25 protein-coding genes are annotated in these 25,874 nt (G+C 65.1%); 15 read left to right on the top strand and 10 right to left on the bottom strand.

What is annotated here, in order from left to right; all coding sequences use genetic code 11:
• Nucleotide 1 precedes the first annotated feature (1 nt).
• The 10 genes from GPA25_RS16905 to GPA25_RS16860 all read left to right on the top strand — a co-directional run bounded on the left by GPA25_RS16905 (nt 2) and on the right by GPA25_RS16860 (nt 8,131).
• Nucleotides 2-1,558, top strand: a complete 1,557-nt coding sequence (locus tag GPA25_RS16905) for an acyl-CoA synthetase (RefSeq protein WP_169261577.1) — start codon at nt 2-4, stop codon at nt 1,556-1,558.
• 78 nt (nt 1,559-1,636) lie between these two features.
• Nucleotides 1,637-2,413: an SDR family oxidoreductase gene (locus GPA25_RS16900; RefSeq protein WP_169261576.1), complete on the top strand. Its 777-nt coding sequence runs from the start codon at nt 1,637-1,639 to the stop codon at nt 2,411-2,413.
• 24 nt (nt 2,414-2,437) lie between these two features.
• Nucleotides 2,438-2,914, top strand: coding sequence for a C-GCAxxG-C-C family protein (locus GPA25_RS16895; protein ID WP_246265785.1), 477 nt, complete (start codon nt 2,438-2,440; stop codon nt 2,912-2,914).
• A 67-nt stretch (nt 2,915-2,981) separates the two neighbouring features.
• A complete protein-coding gene (locus GPA25_RS16890) occupies nt 2,982-3,248 on the top strand; it encodes a hypothetical protein (protein WP_169261575.1) in 267 nt (88 codons plus the stop codon).
• Nucleotides 3,245-4,666, top strand: a complete 1,422-nt coding sequence (locus GPA25_RS16885) for a radical SAM protein (protein WP_169261574.1) — start codon at nt 3,245-3,247, stop codon at nt 4,664-4,666. The genes GPA25_RS16890 and GPA25_RS16885 overlap by 4 nt, the downstream gene beginning before the upstream one ends.
• Before the next feature lie 8 nt (nt 4,667-4,674).
• The gene (locus GPA25_RS16880) at nt 4,675-5,403 is read left to right on the top strand and encodes a methyltransferase domain-containing protein (RefSeq protein WP_169261573.1); all 729 of its coding nucleotides are present in this window, start codon (nt 4,675-4,677) and stop codon (nt 5,401-5,403) included.
• 151 nt (nt 5,404-5,554) lie between these two features.
• A complete protein-coding gene (locus GPA25_RS16875; protein ID WP_169261572.1) occupies nt 5,555-5,785 on the top strand; it encodes a hypothetical protein in 231 nt (76 codons plus the stop codon).
• Between the two features lie 113 nt (nt 5,786-5,898).
• Entirely contained in the window at nt 5,899-6,201 is a 303-nt protein-coding gene (locus GPA25_RS16870) for an MMPL family transporter (RefSeq protein WP_211163187.1), read from the top strand.
• Between the two features lie 2 nt (nt 6,202-6,203).
• Nucleotides 6,204-7,451, top strand: coding sequence for a multidrug effflux MFS transporter (locus GPA25_RS16865; RefSeq protein WP_169261571.1), 1,248 nt, complete (start codon nt 6,204-6,206; stop codon nt 7,449-7,451).
• Nucleotides 7,448-8,131 carry a DsbA family oxidoreductase gene (locus tag GPA25_RS16860; protein WP_169261570.1) on the top strand — a complete coding sequence of 228 codons (684 nt, stop codon included), beginning with the start codon at nt 7,448-7,450 and terminating at the stop codon, nt 8,129-8,131. The genes GPA25_RS16865 and GPA25_RS16860 overlap by 4 nt, the downstream gene beginning before the upstream one ends.
• 138 nt (nt 8,132-8,269) lie before the next feature.
• Here GPA25_RS16860 and GPA25_RS16855 read toward each other — a convergent pair whose 3' ends face one another.
• Genes GPA25_RS16855 through GPA25_RS16845 form a run of 3 tightly spaced genes read right to left on the bottom strand, consistent with a single transcriptional unit; the run spans nt 8,270 to nt 11,572 of the window.
• Complete coding sequence (locus GPA25_RS16855; RefSeq protein ID WP_246265784.1) at nt 8,270-8,620, bottom strand: hypothetical protein; 351 nt, start codon at nt 8,618-8,620, stop codon at nt 8,270-8,272.
• Between the two features lie 38 nt (nt 8,621-8,658).
• Complete coding sequence (locus GPA25_RS16850; protein ID WP_169261569.1) at nt 8,659-9,681, bottom strand: 2-oxoacid:ferredoxin oxidoreductase subunit beta; 1,023 nt, start codon at nt 9,679-9,681, stop codon at nt 8,659-8,661.
• Nucleotides 9,682-9,691: 10 nt separating this feature from the next.
• Complete coding sequence (locus GPA25_RS16845) at nt 9,692-11,572, bottom strand: 2-oxoacid:acceptor oxidoreductase subunit alpha (RefSeq protein ID WP_211163186.1); 1,881 nt, start codon at nt 11,570-11,572, stop codon at nt 9,692-9,694.
• 594 nt (nt 11,573-12,166) lie between these two features.
• Between GPA25_RS16845 and GPA25_RS16840 the strand changes: the two genes are divergently transcribed.
• From GPA25_RS16840 to GPA25_RS16820, 5 genes are all read left to right on the top strand, one after another.
• Complete coding sequence (locus GPA25_RS16840) at nt 12,167-13,015, top strand: SDR family NAD(P)-dependent oxidoreductase (RefSeq protein ID WP_169261568.1); 849 nt, start codon at nt 12,167-12,169, stop codon at nt 13,013-13,015.
• Between the two features lie 87 nt (nt 13,016-13,102).
• A complete protein-coding gene (locus GPA25_RS16835; RefSeq protein ID WP_169261567.1) occupies nt 13,103-14,956 on the top strand; it encodes an FAD-dependent oxidoreductase in 1,854 nt (617 codons plus the stop codon).
• A 102-nt stretch (nt 14,957-15,058) separates the two neighbouring features.
• A complete protein-coding gene (locus GPA25_RS16830) occupies nt 15,059-15,877 on the top strand; it encodes a formate dehydrogenase accessory sulfurtransferase FdhD (protein WP_211163185.1) in 819 nt (272 codons plus the stop codon).
• 12 nt (nt 15,878-15,889) lie between these two features.
• On the top strand, nt 15,890-16,333 hold the full coding sequence (locus tag GPA25_RS16825) for a hypothetical protein (RefSeq protein WP_169261566.1): 444 nt from the start codon (nt 15,890-15,892) through the stop codon (nt 16,331-16,333).
• 371 nt (nt 16,334-16,704) lie between these two features.
• Entirely contained in the window at nt 16,705-18,033 is a 1,329-nt protein-coding gene (locus tag GPA25_RS16820) for an MFS transporter (RefSeq protein WP_169261565.1), read from the top strand.
• Nucleotides 18,034-18,213: 180 nt separating this feature from the next.
• On the opposite strand, the gene GPA25_RS16815 is transcribed toward GPA25_RS16820, so the two are convergent.
• The 7 genes from GPA25_RS16815 to GPA25_RS16785 all read right to left on the bottom strand — a co-directional run.
• Nucleotides 18,214-18,414, bottom strand: a complete 201-nt coding sequence (locus tag GPA25_RS16815) for a rhodanese-like domain-containing protein (protein WP_169261564.1) — start codon at nt 18,412-18,414, stop codon at nt 18,214-18,216.
• A gap of 38 nt (nt 18,415-18,452) precedes the next feature.
• Entirely contained in the window at nt 18,453-20,231 is a 1,779-nt protein-coding gene (locus GPA25_RS16810; RefSeq protein ID WP_169261563.1) for an acyl-CoA dehydrogenase, read from the bottom strand.
• A gap of 40 nt (nt 20,232-20,271) precedes the next feature.
• Nucleotides 20,272-21,465: an acetyl-CoA C-acyltransferase gene (locus tag GPA25_RS16805; protein WP_169261562.1), complete on the bottom strand. Its 1,194-nt coding sequence runs from the start codon at nt 21,463-21,465 to the stop codon at nt 20,272-20,274.
• 16 nt (nt 21,466-21,481) lie between these two features.
• Nucleotides 21,482-23,860, bottom strand: coding sequence for a 3-hydroxyacyl-CoA dehydrogenase/enoyl-CoA hydratase family protein (locus tag GPA25_RS16800; protein ID WP_169261561.1), 2,379 nt, complete (start codon nt 23,858-23,860; stop codon nt 21,482-21,484).
• Between the two features lie 180 nt (nt 23,861-24,040).
• Nucleotides 24,041-24,691, bottom strand: coding sequence for a 3-oxoacid CoA-transferase subunit B (locus tag GPA25_RS16795; RefSeq protein ID WP_169261560.1), 651 nt, complete (start codon nt 24,689-24,691; stop codon nt 24,041-24,043).
• Between the two features lie 2 nt (nt 24,692-24,693).
• Nucleotides 24,694-25,356, bottom strand: a complete 663-nt coding sequence (gene atoD / locus GPA25_RS16790; protein ID WP_169261559.1) for an acetate CoA-transferase subunit alpha — start codon at nt 25,354-25,356, stop codon at nt 24,694-24,696.
• A 109-nt stretch (nt 25,357-25,465) separates the two neighbouring features.
• On the bottom strand, nt 25,466-25,874 hold a 409-nt coding region (locus GPA25_RS16785), incomplete at its 5' end, for a putative sulfate exporter family transporter (RefSeq protein WP_169261558.1).

Here is a 25,874-nt window from a genome sequence, read left to right as displayed (position 1 = left end):
CATGGCAATCATCGACTTCTTCGATCGCGGCTGCAGCATCGACCCGGACGCCGACTACCTGATCTTCGGCGAGCAGCGTACAACCTACGGCGAAGCCCGGCTCTTCACCAATCGTGTCGCCAACGGGCTGCTGGGCCTGGGCTGCCGCAAGGAGGCCAAGGCCGCGGTTTGGTCCGCCAACGATCCGACGGGCTGGCTGTGTACGCTGGCGATCTGGCGCGCCGGCATGGCCTGGATGCCGATCAACCCGCGCAACGGCGCGGAGGAAAATGCCTACGTGCTGGACACCTTCGACTGCGAGGTGTTGTTCTTCCAGTCGGCCTTTGCCGCCCAGGTGGTCGCGCTGCGTCCGCAGCTGACGAAGGTGCGCCACTTCATCTGCATCGACGGCGACGCACCCGACGCGCTGTCCCTGCCCAAATGGGCCGCGGCGCAGTCGGAAGCGTGCCCCGATGTGCAGTCCGACAACGACGACGTCTGCGCGCTGATGAGCACCGGGGGCACCACCGGCAAACCCAAGGGCGTCATGACGACCCACCGTGCGCTGCAGACCATGGTGGCCAACTACCTGTCGGCGCTCAACTATCCCGCGGACGAGAAGCCCGTCAACCTGGCCGCGGCCCCGCTCACCCACACCGCCGGCGTGTTCTCGCTGATGGCGACGCTGCGCGGCGGCAAGGTCGTGATACTGCCAAGGCCCGAACCGACCCTGCTCCTCGATGCCATCGAAAAGCACCGCGTCACCGAATTCTTCCTGCCGCCGACGGTGATCTACGTGCTGCTCGACCTGCCGGGCATCGCCGAGCGCGACTTCTCCTCGCTGCGCTACTTCCTCTATGGCGCGGCGCCAATGTCCCCGGAGAAGCTGCGCCGGGCGCTGAAGACCTTCGGCCCGGTGATGATCCAGGCCTTCGGCCAGACCGAGGCGGCCGCCAGCATCAGCTGCCTGCGTCCCGAAGAGCATTTCGTCAACGGCGACATCGCGCCCGAAGCACGGCTGTCGTCCTGCGGGCGTCCCTTCCCCTTCCTGCGCGTCACCATCCGTGACGACGACAACAAGGCACTACCCGACGGTCAGGTCGGCGAGATCTGCGTCGCCGGCGACAACGTGATGGAGGGTTATTACCAGGACGCGGCGAAGACAGCCGAAACCGTCATTGGCGGCTGGCTGCATACCGGCGACGTGGGCTACCTGGACACGGAAGGCTTCCTGCACATCACCGATCGCAAGAAGGACATGATCATCACCGGCGGCTTCAACGTGTACTCGTCCGAAGTCGAAGGCGTGATCAACAGTCTGCCGGCGGTGCAGGACTGCGCCGTGGTGGGCATCCCCGACGACAAGTGGGGCGAAGCCGTCAAGGCGGTGGTCGAGCTCAGTCCGGGCAAGCAGGCCAGCGCAGAGGAAATCATCGCGCTGTGCAAAGGCAAACTCGGCAGCGTGAAGACGCCGAAATCGGTGGACTTCATCGATCGACTGCCGCGCAGCGCCAACGGCAAGGTGCAGAAGCGCGATCTGCGCGACAAGTACTGGCAGGGCGCGACGCGGCAAATCTGACAGTCGGACCCTGTCATGAGCTACGCGCCTGCGGGCGCCCTGCACTTCGAAAAGACATCGATAGAGGAAGAAAGGACCATGAGCGTAAAGAATCTGTTTGACCTCACCGGCAAGGTTGCCCTGATCACCGGCGGCTCGCGCGGACTCGGCTTGCGCATGGCCGAGGCTCTGGGCGAGATGGGCGCAAAGGTTGCGATCACGGCACGCAAGGCCGACGAACTGAAGGAAGCCGAGGTCCATCTGAAGACCCTGGGCATCGAGGTCATGACGATTTCCAACGACCTGTCGAAGTTCGAGCTGATCCCCAACATGGTGGATCAGGTGATCGACCGCTTCGGCACCATCGACATCCTCGTGAACAATGCCGGCGCCACCTGGGGCGCGCCGGCCGAGGACTACACGGCGGACGCGTGGAACAAGGTCATGAATCTCAACATCAATGGCCTGTTCTTCCTCACGCAGGAAGTCGGCCGACGCTGCATGATTCCCCGCAAATCGGGCAAGGTCGTCAACATCGCGTCCGTCACCGGACTGGCGGGCGGTCCGGTCGGCACCACCACGATCGCCTACAACACCAGCAAGGGAGCGGTGGTCAATTTCACGCGGGCGCTCGCCTCCGAATGGGGCAAGTACAACATCAACGTGAATGCCATCTGCCCGGGCTACTTCCCGACCAAGATGTCCGCGCGCCATCTCGAAAAGATCGGCGAAGCGCTCATCGCCAGCACGCCCCTGCACCGCCTCGGGGCCGAAGAGGACATCCAGGGAACCGCGCTGTTCCTCGCCACCGAGGCCTCGCGCCACATCACCGGGCAATACGTCGTGGTCGACGGCGGAGCCGGCATCGCCTGCTGATTTACCTTGCCGAGGAGCCGCGCGATGAACACCGACGCATCGATGGCACCGCTCTCGGCCGACGACGTCCGCCGTCTGGCGGAGGAAGCTTCGGCGTCGGGACTGTATTGTGCCGAAGCGGTGCTGACCGCGCTGGCCAAAGCCCAAGGCCTCGAATCGGAACTGATCCCGAAGATGGCGACCGCCTTCTGCGGCGGCATGTCGCGCACCTGCGGGCCTTGCGGGGCCCTCACCGGTGCCATCATGGGCCTCGGTCTGTCGCTGGGTCGCAGCAGTGCGGAACAAACCGCGGATGCCGCCTATTCGGCAACCCGGGAGCTTGTCCGCGCGTTCGAAGCGGAGTTCGGCGCACGCAATTGCGACCAGCTGCTCGGTTGCGATATCGGCACCCCCGAAGGCCAGGCCGTTTTCCGCGATCGCCAATTGCACCGTCGCTGTGCGCGTTACACTTCCCGGGCGGCAGAGATCGCCGCCACCTTGCTGGCCAAGGATGGAACCTGACGAACGCCGAGGGGTTCAGATGCGCAATCCAGATCGACTTCGACGCGTGTAAGGAGGCGCCTAAACCATGCTCGCACTGCCCTCCAAACCGTGGAAGAAAGTGAGAATCGAGGTGTTGGCAGACCAAGGCTACCGTGTCGTCTTCGTCAGCGAAATGGCGTCCGAGGCGGAGTTCCTCGAGACAGTCGAGGAGGACATCGCGGACATCCTTGGTGCAAACGATGAAATCGGACAACCGGACTGGCCGACGCGCAGCTTCACGCTCACCACGTCCGACCTTCCCGGATTCAAGCGCAATCTGGTCTTCGCCTGCATCATGGTCGAACTCGAATGAACGACCGGTCCTGCCAGCCTCCGTCCGACCCGGCCGCGCCAGGCGCAAGCACCCGTATCGACATCCGCGGTGGGCTGCGCTTCGGCCATGACGTCATGAGCATGTGCCCCGAATGCCTGACAAGCATCCCGGGCAGGGTGTCGTCGAGCCCGGCCGGCGTCGTCATGCGCAAGACCTGCCCCGAGCACGGCGCGTTCGAGAGCCTCATCGCGACCGATATCGCCAGCTACGAACGCATGCGCCGTTCGCCGCGTTTCGTCAAACGCCCGGCACGCGTGAGCATGCCCGAAGCGAAGGGCTGCCCGGACGATTGCGGCCTGTGTCCCGCGCACGACCAGCACACCTGCCTGGCGATCGTCGAGATCACGCAGCGCTGCAACCTCCCCTGCCCCGTGTGCCTGGCCGATGCCAAGGCAAAGGGTGCCGAGTTGAGCCGCGAGCAGGTCCTCGGCGCGCTGCAGAGCCTGCTCGACACCGAGGGCCAACCGGTTCCCCTGCAGTTTGCCGGCGGCGAGCCCACTGTCCATCCCGATCTGGTGGAAATCGTCCGTGGCGCCCACGCCCTGGGCTTCACGAAAATGGAAATCGACAGCAACGGGCTGGTACTCGCCCGTAATCCGGGCCTGGCAGTCGAGTTGCGCGCTGCGGGACTCACGGGCGTGTACCTGCAGTTCGACGGCCTCGAGGCGGGCGAAAGCGAATTCATCCGCGGTCGCGACCTGCGCGCCGAAAAGCTGCAAGCCATCGAGCACTGCCGCGCCGCAGGCCTGCAAGTGGTGCTCGCCGTGACCGTGGTACCCGGCATCAACGACCAGGCGCTGTGGCCCCTGATACGGTTCGCCGCCGAACAACGCCTCACCGGCATCAATTTCCAGTCGGTGGTGCTGTCCGGCCGCTATCCCCGCGAACTCGCGCAGAGCCACCGACGCTTTACCGCCACCCACTTCCTGCATGCGATCGAAACGCAGAGCGAAGGCCGATTGCGCGCTGGCGACCTCCTGCCGATGTCCTGTCCCGACCCGCGCTGCGGCTTACTCGCCTATGTCGTCATCGACAAGGACGGGCAACTTCTGCCGCTCAGCCGACTGGTCGGCGACGAGCGTCTGCGCCAGCACGTGGCGGATTTCAGCGACTGGGATACCCTGCTGCGGCAACTCGGTTGCGACAGCGCCGGCTGCGGATGCGGCGACGGCAGCGGCGATGCCCGCCAACGGCTCGCCGAAGCGCTCGAGGGCGCCGACTTCTTCGCGGTGGGCTTTCACGGCATGATGGACGCGCACTGCTTCGACCAGGAACGCGCGCGCCGCTGCTGCGTGCACAAGCTCACCGCAGAGGGCAAGCTGATGCCCTTCTGCCTCTACAACATCAAGTATCGGCGCGCGGAAGGCCAATCGGCCGACTGCGCCAGGGACTCGTGAGCGGCGCCATGGCGACCGATGCCCTGCGTCCGCTGGTGCGCAAGGCCTACGCGGATGCCGCGACCAAGGCGGCTGCGGTGGTTCCCGGCAAAAGGCCACTGGCCTGCACCCCACACAGCGGCCTCGGCTGCGGCAGTCCCACCACGATTGCCGGCCTTACGCCGGGCGACTGGGTCCTCGACCTCGGGTGTGGCGCCGGCTTCGACTGCCTCGCTGCGGCCGTCGAGGTCGGCCGTCGCGGACGCGTGGTCGGCGTCGACATGACGCCCGAGATGGTCCGCCTGGCCTCCCGGCACGCGCGCGATGCGGACGTCCCGACCGTGAGCTTCGTCCAGGCCGAGATCGAATCCCTCCCCTTTCCCGATGCCAGCTTCGATGTCGTGATGTCGAACTGCGTCATCAATCTCTGCGCCGACAAGCAACGCATCTTCGCGGAGGCCTGGCGGGTGCTGAAACCGGGGGGGCGTCTTGCGGTGGCAGACATTGTCGCCGTGGCGCTGCTACCGGTCGAGTTGCACGGAGAGCTGGCGCTCCACACCGGCTGTGTTGCCGGCGCGACCGCATTGGAGGGGCTCGCCGCGATGCTTCGCGAAGCCGGCTTCGCATCCGCGGAAATCGCCATTGCACAACACGGCCGCTCCGTCATCGATTCCTGGGCTCCCGGCCGGGCAATACAGCACTTCGTCGCTGCGGCGAACATCACTGCAACAAAGCAGGCGCGCGACATTTCCCGTTGAGCGTTCGCGCTCCGCCATCGAATATCAGGCCGCCAGGCTGATGCCCGATTCACTGGCCCTCCCTCCCCGCACCCTCCCCTCTTTGGGGGGCGAAAGTCTTGCTGCGCTGGCGTAACTTGACCCTGTGCAAGCCATCCAGGAGGAGACGATCATGTTCAAACGGAACAACCGCTCACGGCATATCGTCCCGCTGGCGCTTGCGCTAGCCCTGCTGGCTACATCGCTCGCCGGGATCCCGACCCAGGGTACGCTCACCCTCGCGTATGGCGATGCCCGCGACACGACGCGAACCGCCCCGGATTTGGCCGTTCCGCATTACTCCCCTGAGGCCTTTCCGGTTTCCCAGTCCGGTCTCGAATTAATCGCGAACCATCTGCGCTGACTTTGGCGGAGTGTGTCACGGGTCTTGCCCCTGACCTTACCCGGACTCTCCTTGTGGTGAATTCACCAGGCCGTCAGCATGACGGTCCTTTTTTTTATGGTTCCGGGAGCGAGATGACTACCCTGCCTTTGCTGAAACCTCTCTTCGAACGGATGAAGCACGAGATGCAAGCCGGCAGCCCGCTGCGGGAGTCCTTCGTCGAGGCGCTGAAGCAGCGCGGAACCGCCTCGGTGTTCACCGCCGTGACGATGACGGCATCGATCGCGACCTGGGCCTTCTCCCCACTCAAGTTCCAGGCCGACATGGGTATCCTGCTGGCCTTCATGTTCCTCGTGAACGTCTTTGGCGCGATCCTGCTGCTACCGGCCCTGGCCGCGTTCCTGATCCGCGAACCGCAGGCCGGGACGAGGAAGTGAGCATGGCCATGCAGAATCGGAATGCCGACGAAAACCTGCCATCGCCCGCAGCGCTCGTCCTGCTGCTGGCTTTCATGACGCTGCTGAATTCCTTTAGCACGGACATGCTCATTCCGGCCTTGCCGGCGATGAGCACCGATCTCGGCATCAGCAGTTGGCAGACTCAGCAGACGATATCGCTGTTCTTCGTGGCCTGCGCCTTCGCGTCCCTCTGGTACGGCGCCATCGCCGACGCCTGGGGGCGGCGGCCGACCCTTTTCGCCTCGCTGTTCCTGCTCGGCGTGGCGGCAGCCGCCTGCGTCTTTGCCACCGGCATCGAACAACTCTGGGGCCTGCGCATCCTCCAGGGACTGGCCGCCGGGGCGGGCCTGGTCCTCAGCCGTTCCATCCTTCATGATCTGCACCAGGGCCCCGACGCCCAGCGCCTTCTCAGCCGAATCACCCTGATCCAGACCGCGAGCCTCTTGGTGACGCCTTCCCTGGGCGCCTGGCTGAGCGCGCACTACGGCTGGCGCATGGTGTTCGCTGCCTTGGCCGCCATCGTCCTGATCCTTGCCACGGCCTACTGGCGCTGGCTGCCGGAAACGCTGCCACGGGCCAGGCGCCTGAGCCTGAAGCCGGCTACACTGGGGCGGGTCTATCTGGCGGTACTGCGGACCCCACGCTTCATCCGTCTGTCCCTGGCCCACGTCGCGAACTGGACCAGCATGGCCCTGTATGTCGTTTCAGCACCAGCCATCGTCGTCGGGCTGCTGGGACGAAACGGAACCGACATCTACATGGTCTACGGGCCGATCACCCTCGGCCTGACGGCCGGCTTCTGGCTATTCCCCCGTCTGCTCCGCCACTGGCAGGCGGGCGGCACGCTGGCGGCGGCCTATCTCATCCTGGGCACCTCCACGGTCCTGAACCTGGCGGCGGCCTGGGCATGGCCCGCCGGTTTCATCCATTTGGTGCCCCTCTTCACCTACTCCTTCGGCCTGGCCGTCGCCCTGCCCATCCTGATCAGCGGCGCCATGGAGCCGCTGCGCCAGAGCGCCGGCGTGGCCGCCTCGTGCCAGACCTTCCTGCAGTACGGCATGACCGCCGTGGCGGCCGGGCTGCTCGCCCCCCTGTTGTGGGACTCCCTGTTTTCCCTGGCGCTCGGGATCGGGGTCCTGACGCTGATAGGCGGTCTCGCCGTGCTCCTGGAAGGACGGGCAAAGCGCCGACCGATTCCTGAATCCAGACCCTGTTCGGAAACATCATGAGCCCTGTCCTGCACATCGAAGTCCATTTCGACCTGATCTGCCCCTGGTGCCTGATCGGCAAGCGCCATCTGGGCACCGCCCTGGCGGCCTTGCACCGCCTGCGGCCAGACATCCGGACCGAAATCATCTGGCGCTCCCATCAACTGCTGCCTGACACGCCGCCCGAGGGTCTGCCCTATCAGGCGTTCTACCTGCACCGCCTGGGCAGCCCGGCTGCGGTGGCCGCGCGTCGGGCCCAGGTGCAGGAAGCCGCCCGCTCCGCGGGGATCGCCTTCGCCTTCGACCGCATTCAGTTGCTGCCGAACACCCGTCTGGCCCATAGGCTGATCGCCCTCGCGTCCCGCCAGGGCTATGCAGAACGGTCAGCGGCCCTCATCGACCGTCTGTTCTGCGCCTACTTCATGGAGGGCGAGAACATCGGCGACCAAGGGGTTTTGCTGCGCATCGGTAGCGACTGTGGATTGGATTCGGCGGCGCTCGCGACCGCCCAATCCGCGACCGACGACTGTGACCGAGACCAGGAGCTCACCGCGGAAGATCCCCGCGAGGTGCCGGCTGTTCCATTCTTCATCTTCAATGGTCACTTACCCGTGTCCGGCGCGCGCCCGCCGGATGCGCTGCTGGAAGTGATGCTGCAGGCGGTCCCGCTCGTGCCACCGGCGGAATCTGTCGTTTCCTGATTCCTGATGAACCGCCCTTCCCGGCCGCTTACTAGCGGTGCGGCGAAAGCGCCTCCCGCAAGAGTCCCGAGAATGCTCGTCCCCACCATACCGGCGACGACGAGCCGCTTCAGCTAATTCATTAGAAATCTCCAGAAATCATTTGAACCCGCGAGCGTCTTCCTTTGCGAGCGGTATCCAATGCAGGAAACCGAAAAGCACGGTGAGGAAGACGCTTACGATGATCGACCCCTTGTAGAGCTTGATGCTCTTGAAAGCGAACAGGACTTCGAGCACATGGGCACCCAGCAGAAGCAGCGCCGCATATGCGACGGTTGTGCCCGTTTGGAACGGGAGTTCGACAATGAGGCCGACGGCCGCCACTGCGTAAATGACGAGGCAAGCGCCCTTCAACAAGGTATTCATGAGCCCGCGTAAATCAGCAAAAGTGTCGCAACGGGATGAAGTGAATGCTTCATGGTTTGTCGCCTCCCTGGTTATTGTCATCACGGAAATCACCGACCGTCGGCTGAACGTTGCCGTCCGGATCAGTCGATGGTCCAGGTGTCGCCGCTGTTGAACAGTTTCTCGAGCGCACCCTGCCCCTTGTTCGCGCGCGCGTCGGCGGCGAGTTGCTGGTTGAGCGTTTCATAGACGGGCGAGTCGACCGCACGGAACACGCCCAGCGGGACCGGCAGCGGTGCAGCGAACTGCGACAGGAAGAAGGCCAGGCCACCGTTCGCAGCCGTCTCGTCATGGACCATGAGATCGGCCTCGGTAATGCCGTTTTCGCCCACCGTCACGACTTCGGGCTCGAAACCGCGCATGCGGATGCCCTTGTTGCCGTCCTTCCCGAACAGCATCGGTTTGCCGTGTTCGAGCAGGATGCGTGCATCGGCACGACTCTCCCGGTCGCTCAGTGCGTTGTAGGCACCGTCGTTGAAGACGACGCAGTTCTGCAGCACCTCGACGAAGGCAGTGCCGGGATGTTCGGCCGCGCGCTTCAGCGTCTCCAGCAGGTGCGGATGGTCACTATCGACCGTGCGCGCGACGAAGGTCGCGCCGGCGCCGAGCGCCACCGACACGGGGCTGAACGGACGATCGATACTGCCCAGCGGCGTGGTCTTGGTCTTCTTGCCGAATTCCGAGGTCGGCGAGTACTGGCCCTTCGTGAGACCGTAGATGCGGTTGTTCAGCAGGATCATCTTGAGACCGATGTTGCGCCGCATCGCATGGATGAAATGATTGCCGCCGATCGCGAGCGAGTCGCCGTCACCCGACACCACCCATACCGACAGGTCGGGCCGTGCGAGCTTCAGACCGCTCGCGATGGCCGGCGCGCGCCCGTGGATGCTGTGCATCCCGTAGGTTTCCATGTAGTACGGAAACCGGCTGGAACAGCCGATGCCGGAGATGAAGGCGAAGTTCTCGCGCGGGATCCCCAACGTCGGCAACAATTTCTGGACCTGGGCCAGCAGGGCGTAGTCACCGCAGCCCGGGCACCAGCGCACATCCTGATCGGACTCGAAGTCCTTCCTGGTCAGCGGCTTGATTTCTGTCATCTGGTTCATGGTCGGTTCCTCAGCACAGTTCCAGGATGCGATAGTGGATTTCGGAGACTTTGAACATCTTGCCCTGCATCTTCGACATGACGATCACATCGCGCAGGTAGCGTTCGCGCAGCAGCTTCGAGAGCTGGCCGAGATTGAGTTCGGGGACGAGGACGGCCTTGTAGCGGGACATGATCTCGCCGAGGTCGTCGGGCAGCGGGTTGAGGTGGCGCAGATGCACGTGCGCGACCGACTTGCCGGCCAGTACTGCCTGCTCGCGCGCCTGGACGATCGAGCCGTAGGTGCTGCCCCAGCCGACGATCAGCAGATCGCCGCTGTCCGGCCCTTCCACCGTGAGCGCCGGAATGTCCTTGGCGATACCGGCCACCTTGGCCGCGCGCACGGCGACCATGCGCTCATGGTTGATCGGGTTGTGGGAGATGTTGCCGGTCAGGAAATCCTTTTCCAGACCGCCGACGCGATGCTCCATGCCCGGCGTACCGGGCCGTACCCAGGCGCGCGCGAGGTTCTCGTCGCGCGCATAGGGCTGGAAGCCCTCCGGATCGGTGCGGAACTTCACGTCGAGCCGCGGCAGGCTCGCCGGGTCCGGAATCCGCCAGGGCTCGGCTGCATTGCCGATACCGCCGTCGGACAGGAAGATCACCGGCGTCATGTACTTGACGGCAAGGCGGAAGGCTTCGATCGCGCAGTCGAAACAGTCGGCCGGCGAGCGGGAGGCGATCACCGGAATCGGGCATTCGCCGTTGCGACCGTATACCGCCTGCAACAGATCCGACTGCTCGACCTTGGTCGGCAGACCGGTCGACGGGCCACCGCGTTGCACGTTAACGATCACGAGTGGCAGTTCCAGCATCACGGCCAGACCGAGCGCCTCGGTCTTCAAGGCCATGCCGGGGCCGGACGTGGTGGTCAGCCCCAGCACGCCGCCGTAGGCCGCACCGATCGCGGAGCAGATGCCCGCGATCTCGTCTTCGGCCTGGAACGTGGTGATGTTGAAATGCTTGAGTGCGGACAACTCCTGCAGGATGTCCGTGGCCGGCGTAATCGGATAGGAACCGAGGAACAAGGGCACCTTGGACAGTTCGGAAGCGGCGGCGAACCCCAACGCGGCGGCGTGATTGCCGGTGAGGCTGCGGTAGCGGCCCGGCGCAATGTCGGCTGCGCGCACTTGATAGGTGCTGACAAACATCTCGGTCGATTCGGCGTACGCGTAGCCCGCGCGCAGCGCAATCACGTTCGCTTCCGCGATCTCGGGCTTCTTCGCGAATTTCGCGCGAATGTTCCCTTCCTCGGACTCCAGCGGACGGCTGTAGAGGCACAGCATCAGACCGAGTGCGTAGTAATTCTTGCAGCGGCCGATTTCCTTCTTCGCAATCCCCGTGTCCTTCAGGGCCTGCGTCGTGAACTCCGAGATATCGATGCTGTAGAGACGAAAATCGGTCAGCGTCCCGTCTTCCAGCGGATTGCTCTGATAACCCGCTTTCGTCAGGTTCACCTTGTTGAAGGCCCCGCTGTTCGCGATGATCATCCCACCGTGCTTGACGTCCGACAGATTGGTCTTCAGCGCCGCCGGATTCATCGCGACCAGCACATCGGGGGCGTCGCCGGAGGTGAACACCTGTCCGGATGAGAACTGGATCTGATAGCCGGAGACACCGAACAGCGTCCCGGTCGGGGCGCGAATTTCGGAGGGGTAGTCCGGGTGGGTGGCGAAGTCGTGGCCGGCACGGGCGATCGCCTTCGAGAATTCGTTGCCGGTGAGTTGCATGCCGTCGCCGGAGTCCCCAACGAAGCGGATGACGACGCTTTTGATTTCCTCTATCGGCCGGTTCTTTTGCATACCCCGGCTGCTCGCCTTGGGCGCATCCACCGTCATGGTTTCAGTATTCATACAAGCACCTGATATCCGTTGTTGTAGTGAGGCAACCGAAGACCGCCGTAACTGCCGATGAATTGCCAGCCACGCAATGCACAGGCCATCCACACCTCGATTTGCGGAATCGATTAGGCGCTTGGCAAGAGACCACGAGATTGACGGGGAGCGTCAATTTCTTGACTTTACGTCTCAGCTGAAAATCGACGCACAAAGCCCCGGCAAGCCGATCGCAACTCGATTCCGTCGGTCCTGATTCGCCCGCCAGCTATACGGTTTGCACCGACTTCGCGGGTCCGGTGAAGCACATTTTGGGGATTCGGTCGGCGCTCCTCCCCCCCCAGGATGGTGGGTTCTAACGGCGCCGGCCGGCGTGCGGATTGGCCCCATTCCACGCGCTGTGGCAATCGGGTGCCAACCACGAAATGTCAAGCCGATGTCCCCGTTGGTCAATCACGCGCCGGGCAAAGTGCTTAACTTGATCACACATAAAAAGTAAGTATTTGACGGAGGAGACCCGCCATGAGCACGAACGGCCTTAGGACCGGGACGGCGCACGTGCCTGGGAATTCTTCCGACCTACAGCACCTGTAACGATCGGCGGAATTCGACATGAGCTCACTTGAACAGCGTTTCCCGAACAAACGGATCCTGATCACTGGCGCGACCAGCGGATTGGGCAAGGCCTTTGCGCTTGAATTTGCCCGACGCGGCTGGAGGATTGCCGTGACCGGCCTCGACGCGGCGGAAATCATGGAGACAGCCGAGGCCGTCCGCTCGGCCGGCGGCGAAGCACTCGAAATGGTCCTCGACGTGACGCGCTGCGAGCACTTCGAGGCGGCGGCGCAACGTGTCACACAAGCCTGGCACGGCCTCGACGTACTCATCAATAACGCCGGCGTCTCGGACGCGGGGCGCATGGACGGCGAACTGACGCTGGATAACTGGCGCCTGCTGATGGACGTGAACGTCTGGAGCGTGGTCTATGGCTGCCGGACCTTCATCCCCGTCCTGAAGAAGGTCGGCGGCGGTCATATCCTGAATGTGGCGTCGGGTGCCGGCCTGGGCTGCCTGCCCGAAATGGCGAGTTACAACGCCACCAAGGCGGCCGTCGTCGCGATTTCCGCGACGCTCAAGACCGAACTGATCACCGACGACATCGACGTCACCTGCGCCTGCCCCACGGCGTTCCGCTCGAACATCGCGAACAACGATCGCGTACGGCAATGCACCAGCGTCGCCGGCAAGGGAATCATGGAAGAGATCAAGCGGACGAAGGTGACCGCCGAATCGGTCGCGCAATACATCATTCGCTCGATGGAGAAGGGAAAGCTCTTTTCTCTGCCGCAGGCCGACGCCCGTGCCATGTGGGCCGCCTCCCGCTGGATGCCCGAGAAGTACCGCAACCTGCTTACCTATCTGTTCAACAAGCGCATGTGGCTCTTTGCCCCGGGCAAGTAAGCGCCCCACGCACCGGCAGAAGGTACGGAAGTCGATATCAGGCGGTTACGAACCGCCTCCCAATCAGGAAATGCGGGAGAACCGAGCATGACAACCAGACGTGAATTCTTTACCAGGAGCGGGATCATCGCGGGCGGACTGGCGGCCGCGGGCGCGCTGGCCGTGCCCGTTTCCGCACGCGGCGAATTCGATAAGCCGCATCCGGACGTCAAGGAGAATCAGGTCACGCTGCCCCCGAATGGCAAGAGCGTCGTGGTCGTGGGCGGAGGCTTGGCGGGGATGCAGGCCGGTGTCGAACTCGCCGCACGGGGATTCAAGGTCACCGTGCTCGAGAAAGCCGCCAACCCCGGCGGCAAGTTGCGTTCGTGGCGCGACAAGACCTGGGGACCTGCAGACGACGATCCGTCATTCCCCGGCTACATTCGCGAGCACGCCGTGCATGGCGTCTGGGGCTACTACCATAATTTGCGCGAATTCCTCGGGCGGTACGGCTGGCAACTGGCCGACACCATCGACGGGACCATCTACAACTACACGGACAAGACGCTCGGGACGGCGAAGATCCCCATGCCGACCTGGCCCGCCCCCTATGACCGCCTCCAGCTTCTTCACTCGATGTCCGAATTCGGACTGCTGTCCGCCGAGGACAAGAAGAATCTGACGACCGTCGTCGGGAAACTCGCCAGCTACGACTACAACGATCCCAAGCAGACGGCCTATCTCGACGGCATCTCCTTCGAGAACTACCTGAAAGGGATGAACTGCTACTCGCCGGGTATCGCCGCATTCTTCACCTCGTTCTGCGAGCTCGGCTATTACGAGGGCATCGACAAGGCGTCCGCGCTGACCCTGGCGCGCGAGACGATCCTGTTCGTGGGCAGCCCGAACGACCTGAAAATGAACTTCTACCGCAATCCGACGGCGGAAAGCTTTCTCAAGCCGATGGCGGATTACATCCGGGCGCATGGCGGCGAGGTCCGCTACTTCACCGACGTGGATGGCGTCGAGGTCACGAATGGCCAGGTGACGGCGGTCAAGGCACTGCCGATATCGCGCCAGGTGATCAAGCGCTGCTCGGTGTGCGGCAACCTGATCTTCGACGGCATGGAAGTCGGGCACGAGTGCCCCTACTGCGGCGCCAATGCCGACATGCTGCGGAGCATTGCGGAGCACGAACGCGCGGAGCGGAGATTCGAGGCGGATTACTTCGTCTGCGCCCTGGATGGGCCAGGTTTGAACAGTTTTCTCGGCAGGAATCTCGAGGCCTTCGGTAACCACGAGTATTTCCGCAGGGCCTCCGACATCAAATCCAAGTCGGTGTATGTCTGCAACATGTGGTTCGAGGGCAAGGGGTATTGGGAAAAGGCCCTCAAGAAGATGCAACAGGGTCCAAGCCCCGTGCTGGTCACCACCGGCTACGAAAACATCAGCGTCATGATCAACCGCTCCATGCGCGCGCGGACCACCGACGGCAAGCAGTGGGCATGGTCCGACGAATACCTCGACAAGGACGTGACCGTCATCGAGGTTCATCTGCCGCGGGCGGAAAAGGTGTCGGCCTCCAACAGCAAGGACATCGCCACCCTGTGCTACCAGGACATCAAGCACTTCATCCCGGATCTGCCCGAGTTCAAGGGCTGGTATGTCAACCGCTGGAATACCTACATGAATTGCGAGGTTGGCGAAGAGGCGAAGCGGCCGGCAGTGCAATCGCCCATCGACAATCTGATGTTCATCGGGGACATCGTGTCCGTTCCGCACACCTGTCAGTGGATGGAAAAGACCAACGTCACGGCGAAATGGGCAACCAATCTGATTCTGGACAAGGCCGGCCAGAAGGAAGGACGCATCACGATCCTGCCTTCGGCAATTCTGGGCCTGCCGACCAGGGCATTGACGGCCGGTAAATCGGTTTATCTCCCCGCCCATGAGCGCGCATAGACGGGGAGCGCGAACGGAAGAACGGGAACTGCAATACAGGCATGCGCGGCGCTCACGGCGTCCTTTGTGGCAAGACCAGATTCTGATTTTCAGGAGATTCTCATGTTGATGGACCGCCGCCCGTTCTTCTCCCAGGCTCATTGCGAGCCGGTCGTCGCAGGCACCGTGCTGGACCACAATGGCCAGCCACAGCCGACGCAAATGCCCGGCGAGCGAGCCTTGACGATCTATCTCGACAAACGCGAGATCGTCACCCTGATGACCCTGGGGCAGAACCCCGAGGCGCTGGTACTCGGCTACCTGCGCAACCAGCGCCTCATCGACGATCTGCACGACATCGGGGAGATCCAGGTGAGCTGGGAGGTTAGCGCCGCCGCCGTCACCACGCGCCGGGGCGATGCGGGAGAGCGCTGCGAAGAACTGCTGCGCCGGCGCACGGTAACCTCTGGCTGCGGTCAGGGCACGCTGTTCGGCAATGCCCTCGAACGCCTGCAGACGCTGGGCGGCGACTTCAAGGTGGCCCGCTCGACCATCTTCGAACTGCTCGCCAGCGTTCGCCAGCTCGACACGGTCTATAAGCGCTCCGGCGCGGTGCATGGCTGTGTGCTCGCCGACGGTGCTGAGATCCTGCACCACGTCGAGGACATCGGCCGCCACAACGCCGTCGATTCGATCTCCGGCCTGATGTGGATGCGGGGCGAACAGGGCTGCGACAAGCTTTTCTACACGACCGGACGCCTGACTTCCGAAATGGTCATCAAGGGTGCCGAGATGGGCATCCCGGTCCTGATCTCGCGCTCGGGGACCACCGAAATGGCGCTCGACGTTGCTCGCCATTGCGGCATAACGCTGATCGGCCGCGCGAAGCACGACCGCTTTCTGGTCTTCAGCGGCAGCGAGCGCATCGAGTTCAATCAATAAGGAGCCGGAGTCATGACGACGAAGAAGGTCATCCCCATCAGCCAAGCCCGACCCTACACTCCGGAGGACATCGACGCCTTGCACGACCGACTGGAAGGCGCCGGCTACATGCGCATGATGCAGATCGGCGAGCCGCGGCTTTCCGAGCTGGTCACGAAGTACAAGGGCAAGGGTTACGAGGTCGAGGTCGTGCCCTTCGTGGACGATGGCGATGACGGTCAGCGCGTACCGACCGGCGGCGGCTGCGGACCGGGCTCGTGCAGCTCCGGCGGCAGCGCCAATGGCAGTTCCGGCGGCTGCTCGTCGGGCGGCTGCGGCTCGGGCGCCTCCCAGGCGAATGAATCGACTGCCGGCTCTCCGGTCCGCGACGCCCGAACACGCACGGTGGTTCCCGGCGTAGGCACCATCTACGTACGCATGCCGGCCCGCCCCGCCGAAGCGCAGACGGCGTCCTGAATCCGCCCCCGAAAGCCAGCACCGGGGTTGTACCCCCACTCCCCTGTCGCGCTAACGCCGATTGCCGCCCTGACCCTGCGGCAACCGGCGCGCCGTGGCTCGTCCGTGTGGCACCGGACAGGCCGGTACCGGCACCACGCGCGGCGAGCTGCCCCCCACCGGTGAGGGGTGCATCCCGCCGCGGACCGCCGTAGGATATATCTCAGTCTCGGGACGGAACGTGGCGGGCGAACACCCCGCAACCGGACACCCCGATACCGCGGAGGCGGATGCGTCGTCATCTCCTTTCGCACCTTCAACTATAAGGAAGCCGGAGGCCGGTTCCCCACTTGTGGAGCCCGGTCGACCAGGCAAATCCGGAGGGGACAACCGTGGCAACGCACGTCGCTGACGCGAGCGTGAACATTCCATATACACAGACCGTGTCGCGTTCTTTCGCGTGGATTGTTTTCGCACTGACTTTTGGCCTTTTGATTTCCGACTACATGTCGCGGCAGGTGTTGAATGCCGTGTTTCCGGTGCTCAAGGCCGAATGGGGCCTGTCCGATACGCAGCTCGGATCCTTGAACAGCATCGTCGCCCTGCTCGTCGGGCTCCTGAGCTTCCCGCTGTCGGTACTGGCCGACCGCTGGGGGCGGGTTCGCAGCATCGTCCTGATGGCGGGCCTGTGGAGCCTTGCCACAATGGCCTGTGCCTTGGCCGAAGGGTACGGCCAGATGTTCGCCGCGCGCTTCTTCGTCGGGGTAGGCGAAGCGGCCTACGGCAGCGTAGGCATCGCGCTGATACTGAGTGTCTTTCCTCCACATTTGCGCTCTTCGCTGACCGGCGCCTTCATGGCAGGCGGCGCGGTTGGCTCCGTCATGGGCATGGCGCTGGGCGGCGTGGTATCGACGCATCTGGGCTGGCGCTGGGCCTTCGGCGCAATGGCCTTGTTCGGACTCGCCCTCGTCATCCTCTATGCGGTCATCGTCACCGAAACCCGCCTGTCCGCCGGAAAGACAGGGCGCACCGCGGCGAACAAGGCCGGGGCCGCAGGGCGCTCCGCCCCCCCATCGTTGCGCAGCCTGTTCTCGGCACTGTTTTCGTCGGTGTCGGTCATCTGCGCCTATGTCGGCAGCGGGCTGCAGCTCTTCACGATGGCGTCGATGATCGCCTGGCTGCCGAGCTACGCCAATCGCTACTACGGTCTGCCGCCGGACAAGGCGGGGCTCGCCGCCGCGGCCTTCGTCCTCATCGGCGCGGTCGGCATGACCAGCTGCGGCATCATCACGGACCGCCTCAGCCGCGATTATGCTGTCCGCAAATGGCTGATCGCGATTGTCTATTCGATCACCTCCTGCATCCTGTTGGTCGCGGGTTTCCTGTTGCCACCGGGCCCGCTGCAATTCGTCGTGATCGGTTTCGGCATGTTCTTCGTGGCGGGGACCACGGGGCCTGCGGGTGCGATGGTCGCCAACCTCACGCACACTTCGATCCATGCAACCGCCTTTGCCACGCTGACCCTCGCGAACAACCTCCTCGGACTGGCACCGGGCCCGTTCATCACAGGGGTACTCGCCGATCGCATCGGCTTGCTTGCCGCAATGCAATTGATACCGCTGGTCGCACTAACCGCTTCCGTCGCCTTCGCAATCGGTTATTGTCATTACGGGGCCGACCTCATGCGAATTCGCGCACGGCATGCCCTGATCCCGCAGTGAGCGATCGAAGCGTGAAAATCGTGGCTGACGGGCACGTGCATCCGGGTCTGATCCTGGGGCGACGGGTGGCGCCCCTGATCACGGGCCACGCGCTACAGCAGGGGCGCGCCCCGTGATCACCGGGATCACGGGGCGCGCCATGAATTTCAAGGCCGCGGCGGCGCTCTGAAGGATCCGGCCCTAGGGGCCGCATTTCCCGCATGCGCTGACCACCCACGGCAGACCGTCGAAGCGCCAGCCATTGACTTCGCCGCGTCGCAGGCTCGGCCCGACGTCTCCCTCGAAACCGTACATGACGGTGGCGACGTTCGAGAAACCCGCGTCCTCCAGCGCTCCGCCCGCCTCCACCGAGCGGTCCCCTGCCCGGCAGATCAACACCACGGGGCGGTCGTGTCTGCCGTCGGCCGACTCGGGAAGGCTCAGAGTTCCGTCGCGGCCGTCAAACCCTCGACGACCGTCGCCGCCAGACCTTCGGCCTGCGTCGCGACATGCGCCATGTAGAAAGCGGCCTGCGAGATCTGCGCGCGATGGAAGGCTGCATCGCCCTCGCCCTCCCCGAGCTTGCGATGGGCGGCGAGTGCAGCCTTGCCCCACATCCACGCCCCGCACGCGACCCCGGCCAACGTCAGGAAGGGCACGGCCACCCACAGACCCGCGCCGACATCGCTCCGTGCTCGGTCGATCAGCTTCCACGCTGCATTCTCGAAGACACTTATGCAGGCGGCCAGGCGCGGCACGAAGGCAGCGATGGCTTTGTCGTCGATGGCCTTCAGACTCTCCACGTCGTCGTGCATGCCGGCCAGCAGCAGCATGAGACGCTCCCCGCCATCGCGCATGAGCTTGCGCATCAGCAGGTCGTTGGCCTGGATGCCGGTCGTGCCTTCGTAGATCGTCAGGATGCGGGCATCGCGCAGGTGCTGCGCTGCGCCGGTTTCCTCGATGAAGCCCATGCCGCCGTGGATCTGTACGCCGAGGTGCGTCGAATCGTTGCCGACTTCGGTGCTCCAGCCCTTCACGATCGGGATCAGGAGGTCGACCACCTGGCGCGCGCGTTCGCGCCGCAGGGCATCGGGATGCGCATGGGCGACGTCGAACTGGCCGGCCACCCAATACGCGAGCATGCGCGCGGCCTGCGTGCGCGTCTGCATCAACAGCAGCATGCGACGAACGTCGGGGTGCGCGGAGATCGGGACGTTGTCCGCGCCGGTCACCGCGTCGCGCCCCTGCACGCGCTCGTTGGCGTAGGCTTGCGCCTGCTGGAAGGCGCGCTCGGCGATCGCGATGCCCTGCATGCCGACGCCGAAGCGAGCCTCGTTCATCATGATGAACATGTATTCGAGACCGCGGTTCGGCAGACCGACGAGATACCCGGTCGCCCCGCCCTGGTCGCCGAAGGCCATCACGCAGGTCGGGCTGCCGTGGATGCCCAGCTTGTGCTCGAGGGACACGCAGCGCACGTCGTTGCGCTCGCCGAGCGAGCCGTCATCATTGACGAGGAACTTCGGCACGACGAAGAGCGAGATGCCCTTCACCCCCGCGGGTGCGTCGGGCAGGCGGGCGAGCACGAGGTGGATGATGTTCTCGGCGAGCTCGTGCTCGCCGTAGGTGATGAAGATCTTCTGCCCGACAACGCGGTAGCTGCCGTCATCGGCCGGCTCGGCGCGCGTACGGATCGCCGCGATGTCCGAACCGGCCTGCGGCTCGGTGAGGTTCATCGTACCGCTCCACTCGCCGGAAATCATCTTCGGCAGGTACTTCTGCTTCAGTTCGGCGGACGCGGCGGTCAGCAGCGCGGCCGAGGCGCCATCGGTGAGTACCGGCAGCAGCGAGAAGGCAAGGTTCGACGACTGCACCATCTCGGTGACCGCCGTCGCCAGCAGCTTGGGCATGTTCTGCCCGCCGAATTCGGCCGGCGCGCCGATGGTGCTCCAGCCCCCCTCGCAGAAGGCGCGGTAGGCCTCGCGCCAGCCGTCGGGCGTGCGGACGACACCGTCCTCGACGCTGCAACCCTGGACGTCGCCCACCCGGTTCAGCGGGGCGATCACCTCTTGCGCAAACTTGGCCGCCTCGTCGAGGATCGCTGCGGCGAGGTCCGGCGTTGCCTCCTCGAAGCCGGGCAACCCGGCGATGTTTTCGAGGCCGACGAGGTCTTCGATGATGAAACGCATTGTCTGGGTCGGTGCGACGTACTGGCTCATGGGAATTCTCCTTGGGGTGTCTCGTAATGATTTCGCCAGGTCACAGCACTTCGAAGATGCCGGCGGCGCCCATGCCGGTGCCGATGCACATCGTGACCATGCCGTAGCGCTTGCCCGTGCGGCGCATGCCGTGCACGAGCGTGGCGGTGCGGATCGCACCGGTGGCGCCCAGCGGGTGGCCCAGTGCGATCGCGCCGCCCTGCGGGTTGACCTTCGCCGGGTCGATGTCGAGGCTGCGCATCACGGCGAGCGCCTGCGCAGCGAAGGCCTCGTTGAGCTCGAACCAGTCGATGTCGGCGAGCGTGAGGCCGGCCGCCTTCAGCGCACGCGGGATCGCCTCGACCGGGCCGATGCCCATCACCTCGGGCGGCACGCCGGCCACCGCGAAGCTCACGAAGCGCGCGAGTGGTTGAACGTCATAGCGCTTCAGCGCCGCCTCGCTCATCAGCACCACCGACCCGGCCCCGTCCGACATCTGCGAGGCGTTGCCGGCAGTGACCGAGCCCTTCGCGGCGAACACCGGACGCAGCTTTCCGAGTTGCTCGGGGGTCGTGCCGACGCGCGGCCCTTCGTCGCTGCGGCACAGGCGCTCGACGCGCTTCACGAGGCCGTCGGCGCCAGGCAGATGATCGGTCACGGCATATGGCGTGATCTCGGCATCGAAATGCCCCGCCGCCATCGCAGCCAGCGCCTTGGCGTGGCTCGCAGCGGCGAAGGCGTCCTGGTCGGCGCCCGACACCTGCCAGCGCTCGGCCACGCGCTCGGCGGTGAGGCCCATCCCATAGGCGAGTGCGACGTGCTCGTCCTGCATCCACTTCGGGTTGGCGGCGTAGCCCTTGCCGAACATCTGCGGCATCACGCTCATCGACTCGACGCCGGCGCCGATCGCCACCTCGGCCTCTCCCAGACGGATGCGGTCGGCGGCCATCGCCACGGCGTTGAGCCCGGACGAGCAGAAGCGGTTGATCGTGATCGCGGGCACGCTGTCGGGCAGGCCAGCCATCAGCACACCGAGGCGCGCCACGTTCATGCCCTGCTCGGCTTCGGGGATCGCACAGCCGACGTACACGTCGCCGATCTCGCGCGGATCGAGGGCCGGCACCTGCGCAACGCTCGCCTGCAGCACATGGGCCAGCAGGTCGTCCGGGCGGACATTGCGGAACATGCCGTTGCGGCGGGCGACCGGCGTACGGGTGGCGGCCACCAGATAGGCGTCCTGGAGTTTCAAAGTCATGGCGATGCGTCTCCGATCAATTGCGCAGGGGCTTGCCGCTGTCCAGCATGTGCCGGATGCGCGCCTGGGTTTCCGCGCTGCGGGCGAGCGCGACGAATTGCTGGCGTTCGATGTCGAGCAGCCACTGCTCGTCGACCAGCGAGCCGGCATCGACTTCGCCACCGCACAGGGCGACCGCGGCCGCACGCGCGACGCGGTAGTCGTGGGCCGAGATGAAGCCGCCGTCGCGCAGGTTCACAAGCCCGGCTTCCAGGGTTGCGATGCCGCCGCGCCCGGCGACCTTCACGCCGCGCGGACGCGGCGGCGGGTAGTGCCCGGCGTCCGCAAGCGCGCGCGCCTTGCAGATTGCCACGTACAGCAGTTCGTGCGGATTGAAGAGGATGGTGTCGGCAGGCTGCAGGAAGCCCATGTCGCGCGCCTCCTGCGCGCCCTTCGAAACCTTGGCCTTCGAGATCTGTGCGAAGGACGCATAGAGCGCGGCGTTCGGTTCACCGTACTGCTGGCGCGCGGCGATGCCGGCAGCCTGCAGCGCGAGCTCCTTGCACCCGCCGCCCGCGGGAATCAGTCCGACACTGGCTTCCACGAGTCCCAGGTATGACTCGACCGCGGCGACGCGTGCGGTGCAGTGCATCGCGAACTCGCAGCCGCCGCCGAGCGCCATGCCCTGCACCGCCGCGACGGTCGGCACGGCGCTGTAGCGCAGCGCGAGCGCGGTGCGCTGGAACTCGCGCACATGACGGTCGAGGGCATCGAAATCGCCCGCTTGGGCGAGGTCCAGCACTTCCTGGAGGCTGGCCCCGGCGGCGAACGGCGCCTCGTTCCACATCACAAGGCCGGCGTAGCCGTGTTCGGCGCGCGCAAGTCCCTCGTGGAGTCCCTCCAGCACCGGCTTCGCGAGCACGTGCATCTTCGTCTTGAGGCTGGCGATGAGGATGCCAGCGTCGACCGCGGGCAGCGTCCACACGCGCAGTCCCTCGTTCTCCCATACCGTCTCGCCCTGCTCCCCGGCCTCCCCGAGCACGCGCTCCGGAAAGAGCTGGCGTTGATACACCGGCAGCGTCGAACGCGGTTTCAATCGGCGCTCGGATGCCGACCACGAACCTTCGGCTGCATGCACGCCGTCGCGCCCGTCGACCCATGCCGGCAGCGCCACCGAGCCCATCGCCTCACCGGCCGCGATGTCCTCGCGGAGCATCTGCGCGACCTGCGCCCATCCTGCCTCCTGCCACATCTCGAACGGCCCCCGGCGCCAGCCGTAGCCCCAGCGCAGCGCGAGATCGACGTCGCGCGCGTTGTCGGCGATGTCTTCAAGCGTCACCGCGCAGTAATGGAAGAGATCGCGCAGGCAGGACCACAGGAGCTGTGCCTGCGGATGCGGGCAGTCACGCAGTTGCTGCAGGCGCCGGCCGGCATCGCGAATCCTGAGGATCTCGTCGACCTCGGGCGCGACGCGGCCCGCCGCCGGGCGGTATTCGCCCGAGACCGGGTCGAGCACCGTGATGTCGCGTCCCTGCTTGCGATACACCCCGCCGCCTGTCTTCTGACCGAGCATGCCCTTGTCGATCAGCGCCGAGATCCAACCCGGCACGGCGTAGTGGCGCTGCCACGGGTCGTCCGGCAGGGCGCTGCGCAGGCCGTCGATGACGTGGCCGAAGGTATCGAGGCCGACGACGTCGAGCAGGCGGTAGGTGGCGCTCTTGGGTAGGCCGATCGCGGGGCCGGTGAGCGCATCGACCTCGTCGAAGGCAAGGCCGAGTCGTTCGGTGTGATGTGCGACCGTCAGCAGCCACATCACGCCGATGCGGTTGGCGACAAAGCTGGGGGTGTCCTTCGCACGAACGACGCCCTTGCCCAGGCGCGAGACGAGCCACGGCTCGAGCCGGTCGAGCACGCCGTGGCGCGTCGCCGGAGCCGGGATCAGTTCGACGAGCGGCATGTAGCGCGGCGGATTGAAGAAATGCACGCCGCAGAAGTCCGCGCGCAGGGATTCGGGCAGCACCGCGGAGAGCTTCGCGAGCGACAGGCCGGAGGTGTTGCTGGCGATGATGGCGCCCGGTGCGAGGTGGGGTGCGATCTTGGCGTACAGGCTTTCCTTCCACTCGAGATTCTCGGCGATCGCCTCGATCACGAGGTCGCACTCGCGCAGCAGGTCGAGGTGCTGGTCGTAGTTGGCAACGTCGATGTAATTCACGCGGTCGCGCGTCACGAAGGGCGCAGGTTCGAGCTTCTGCAGCCCCTTCAGCGCCTTCGTGACGATGCCGTTCGGGTCGCCGGACGGCGCCGCGAGGTCGAACACCACCACCGGCACCCCGGCGTTTGCCAGATGCGCGGCGATCTGCGCGCCCATCACGCCCGCGCCGAGTACGGCGACTTTACGGAAAGTTGAATCGTTCAATGCCTGGGTCTCCTGTTCGAAGGTTCAAGCTGCGATCCACAACGGGCCGCGAATAAAAAGGGAGGTGTCCTGATCCCGGAGAGGAGGGAGAGGAGAAGCACAGGTGGCCTTGTGGACACCCCCCGCAAAAACGATCGCTGCTCGATGAGTTGGCTGGGGCGCAAGGTGGCCCCGCACGCATCAGCCGAGATTCATCGTCTTCAGCTCGTCCGAAACCGCAAAGCGCGCCTTCGTCTTCGCCCTGACGTCTTCCACCGTGGCCCCCGGCGCGTGCTCGATCAGCACGAATTCACCGTGCGTAATGCGGAACACCGCGAGTTCGGTGATGACCATCGCCACCCGCCCCTTGGCTGTCAGCGGCAGGGTGCAGCGGTCGAGGATGCGCGGCTCGCCTTCCTTCGTGCAGTGCTCCATCGCGACGATGACCTTGCGCGCGCCGGTGACGAGATCCATCGCACCGCCCATGCCCGGCACCATCTTGCCGGGCACCATCCAGTTCGCGAGATTGCCCTCCTCATCCACCTGCAGCCCGCCCAGCACGGTGACGTCGACGTGACCGCCACGGATCAGTGCGAACGACATCGCGCTGTCGAACATCGCCGCGCCGGGCATCAGCCCGCAGGGCTGGCCACCGGCATTGACGACGCCGGGCAGCGGCTCACCTTCGAGCGGCGCGAGTCCGAGGAACCCGTTTTCCGACTGCAGGGTGATGAACATCCCCGCCGGCAGATAGCGCGGGACCAGGGTGGGCAGACCGATGCCCAAGTTAACGACGTAGCCATCCTGGAACTCCTGGGCGACGCGTCGTGCGATCACTTCCTTTGCCTGCATGTTTACTGCCTCCGCGCCAGGACGATCTTGTCGACCAGCGCCGCCGGGGTCATCACGTGGTCGGGGTCGATCTCGCCGATGTCGACGATCTCATCGACTTCCGCGATCACCAGATCCGCGGCCAGCGCCATGATCGGGTTGAAGTTCCGCGCCGCGCGCTCGTACACCAGGTTGCCGGCGCGGTCTGCCCGTTTCGCCTTCAGGATCGCGACATCGGCCCGCAGCGGCAGCTCGACGAGGAAGGTCTTGCCATCCACTACCATCTTCGCCTTCCCCTCCTCCACGACGGTGCCGACACCGGTCGGCGTCAGCACGCCACCGAGTCCGGCCCCGCCGCAGCGGATGCGCTCCGCGAGCGTGCCTTGCGGAACGAGGTCGACGTCCAGCTCGCCTGCGATCATCTTCTTGCCCGTGACCGGATTCGTGCCGATGTGCGAGACGATGACCTTCTTCACATGACCATCGGAGATCAGCGGCCCGATGCCCGTCTCCGGCGCAGCCGTGTCGTTGCCGATGAGAGTCAGGTTCTTCGTGCCCTGCTCGCGCAGCACGGACACCAAGCCGTCGGGCGTGCCCACCCCCATGAAGCCACCGAACATCACGCTGATGCCGTCACGGAAGAGCGGCCCCACGTCGGACCAATCCACTTGTTTGTCCAAAGCCATCTGCCTATTCCTCTTGAATGCGGACGGGCGCAGCCCTCCCGGCCCGTCTTGCGGGCCCGGAATCGTCACCGTCTGCGTGTAATTGCCTAGGGTTGTGCCGCGTCCCGGCTCAGCGCATCCACAGCAGCCCGCCGAGGATGAGCGCGGCCAGAAACACCGTGTTCGCCGCGAGCATCGCCACCGGTCGCCAGCCCACCGCAGCCAGCTGCTGGAACGAGGTCTTGACTCCGAGCGCCGAGATCGCCACGACGAGGCACCAGCGCGAGAGGCTGGAGGCGGCCTCGGTGACCGGCTGCGGGATGAGTCCCAGGCTGTTCACGACCACCAGCACCGCGAAGCCGACGAGGAAGCCCGGCAGCACCGGCGGCTTCTTGCCCGCCGGCGCGCCATTGCGGAACAGCACCGACACCACCGCCACCACCGGCAACAGCATCGCGACGCGGAAGAGCTTGACGAAGGTCGCGCCGTCGCCCACTGCCGGCGAGATGATGTAGCCCGCCGCCACGACCTGCGCGACG

It is taken from the genome of Aromatoleum diolicum, from assembly GCF_012910955.1.
Taxonomy (GTDB): Bacteria; Pseudomonadota; Gammaproteobacteria; order Burkholderiales; family Rhodocyclaceae; genus Aromatoleum; species Aromatoleum diolicum.
This window is presented reverse-complemented; position numbering and strand designations above follow the sequence as displayed.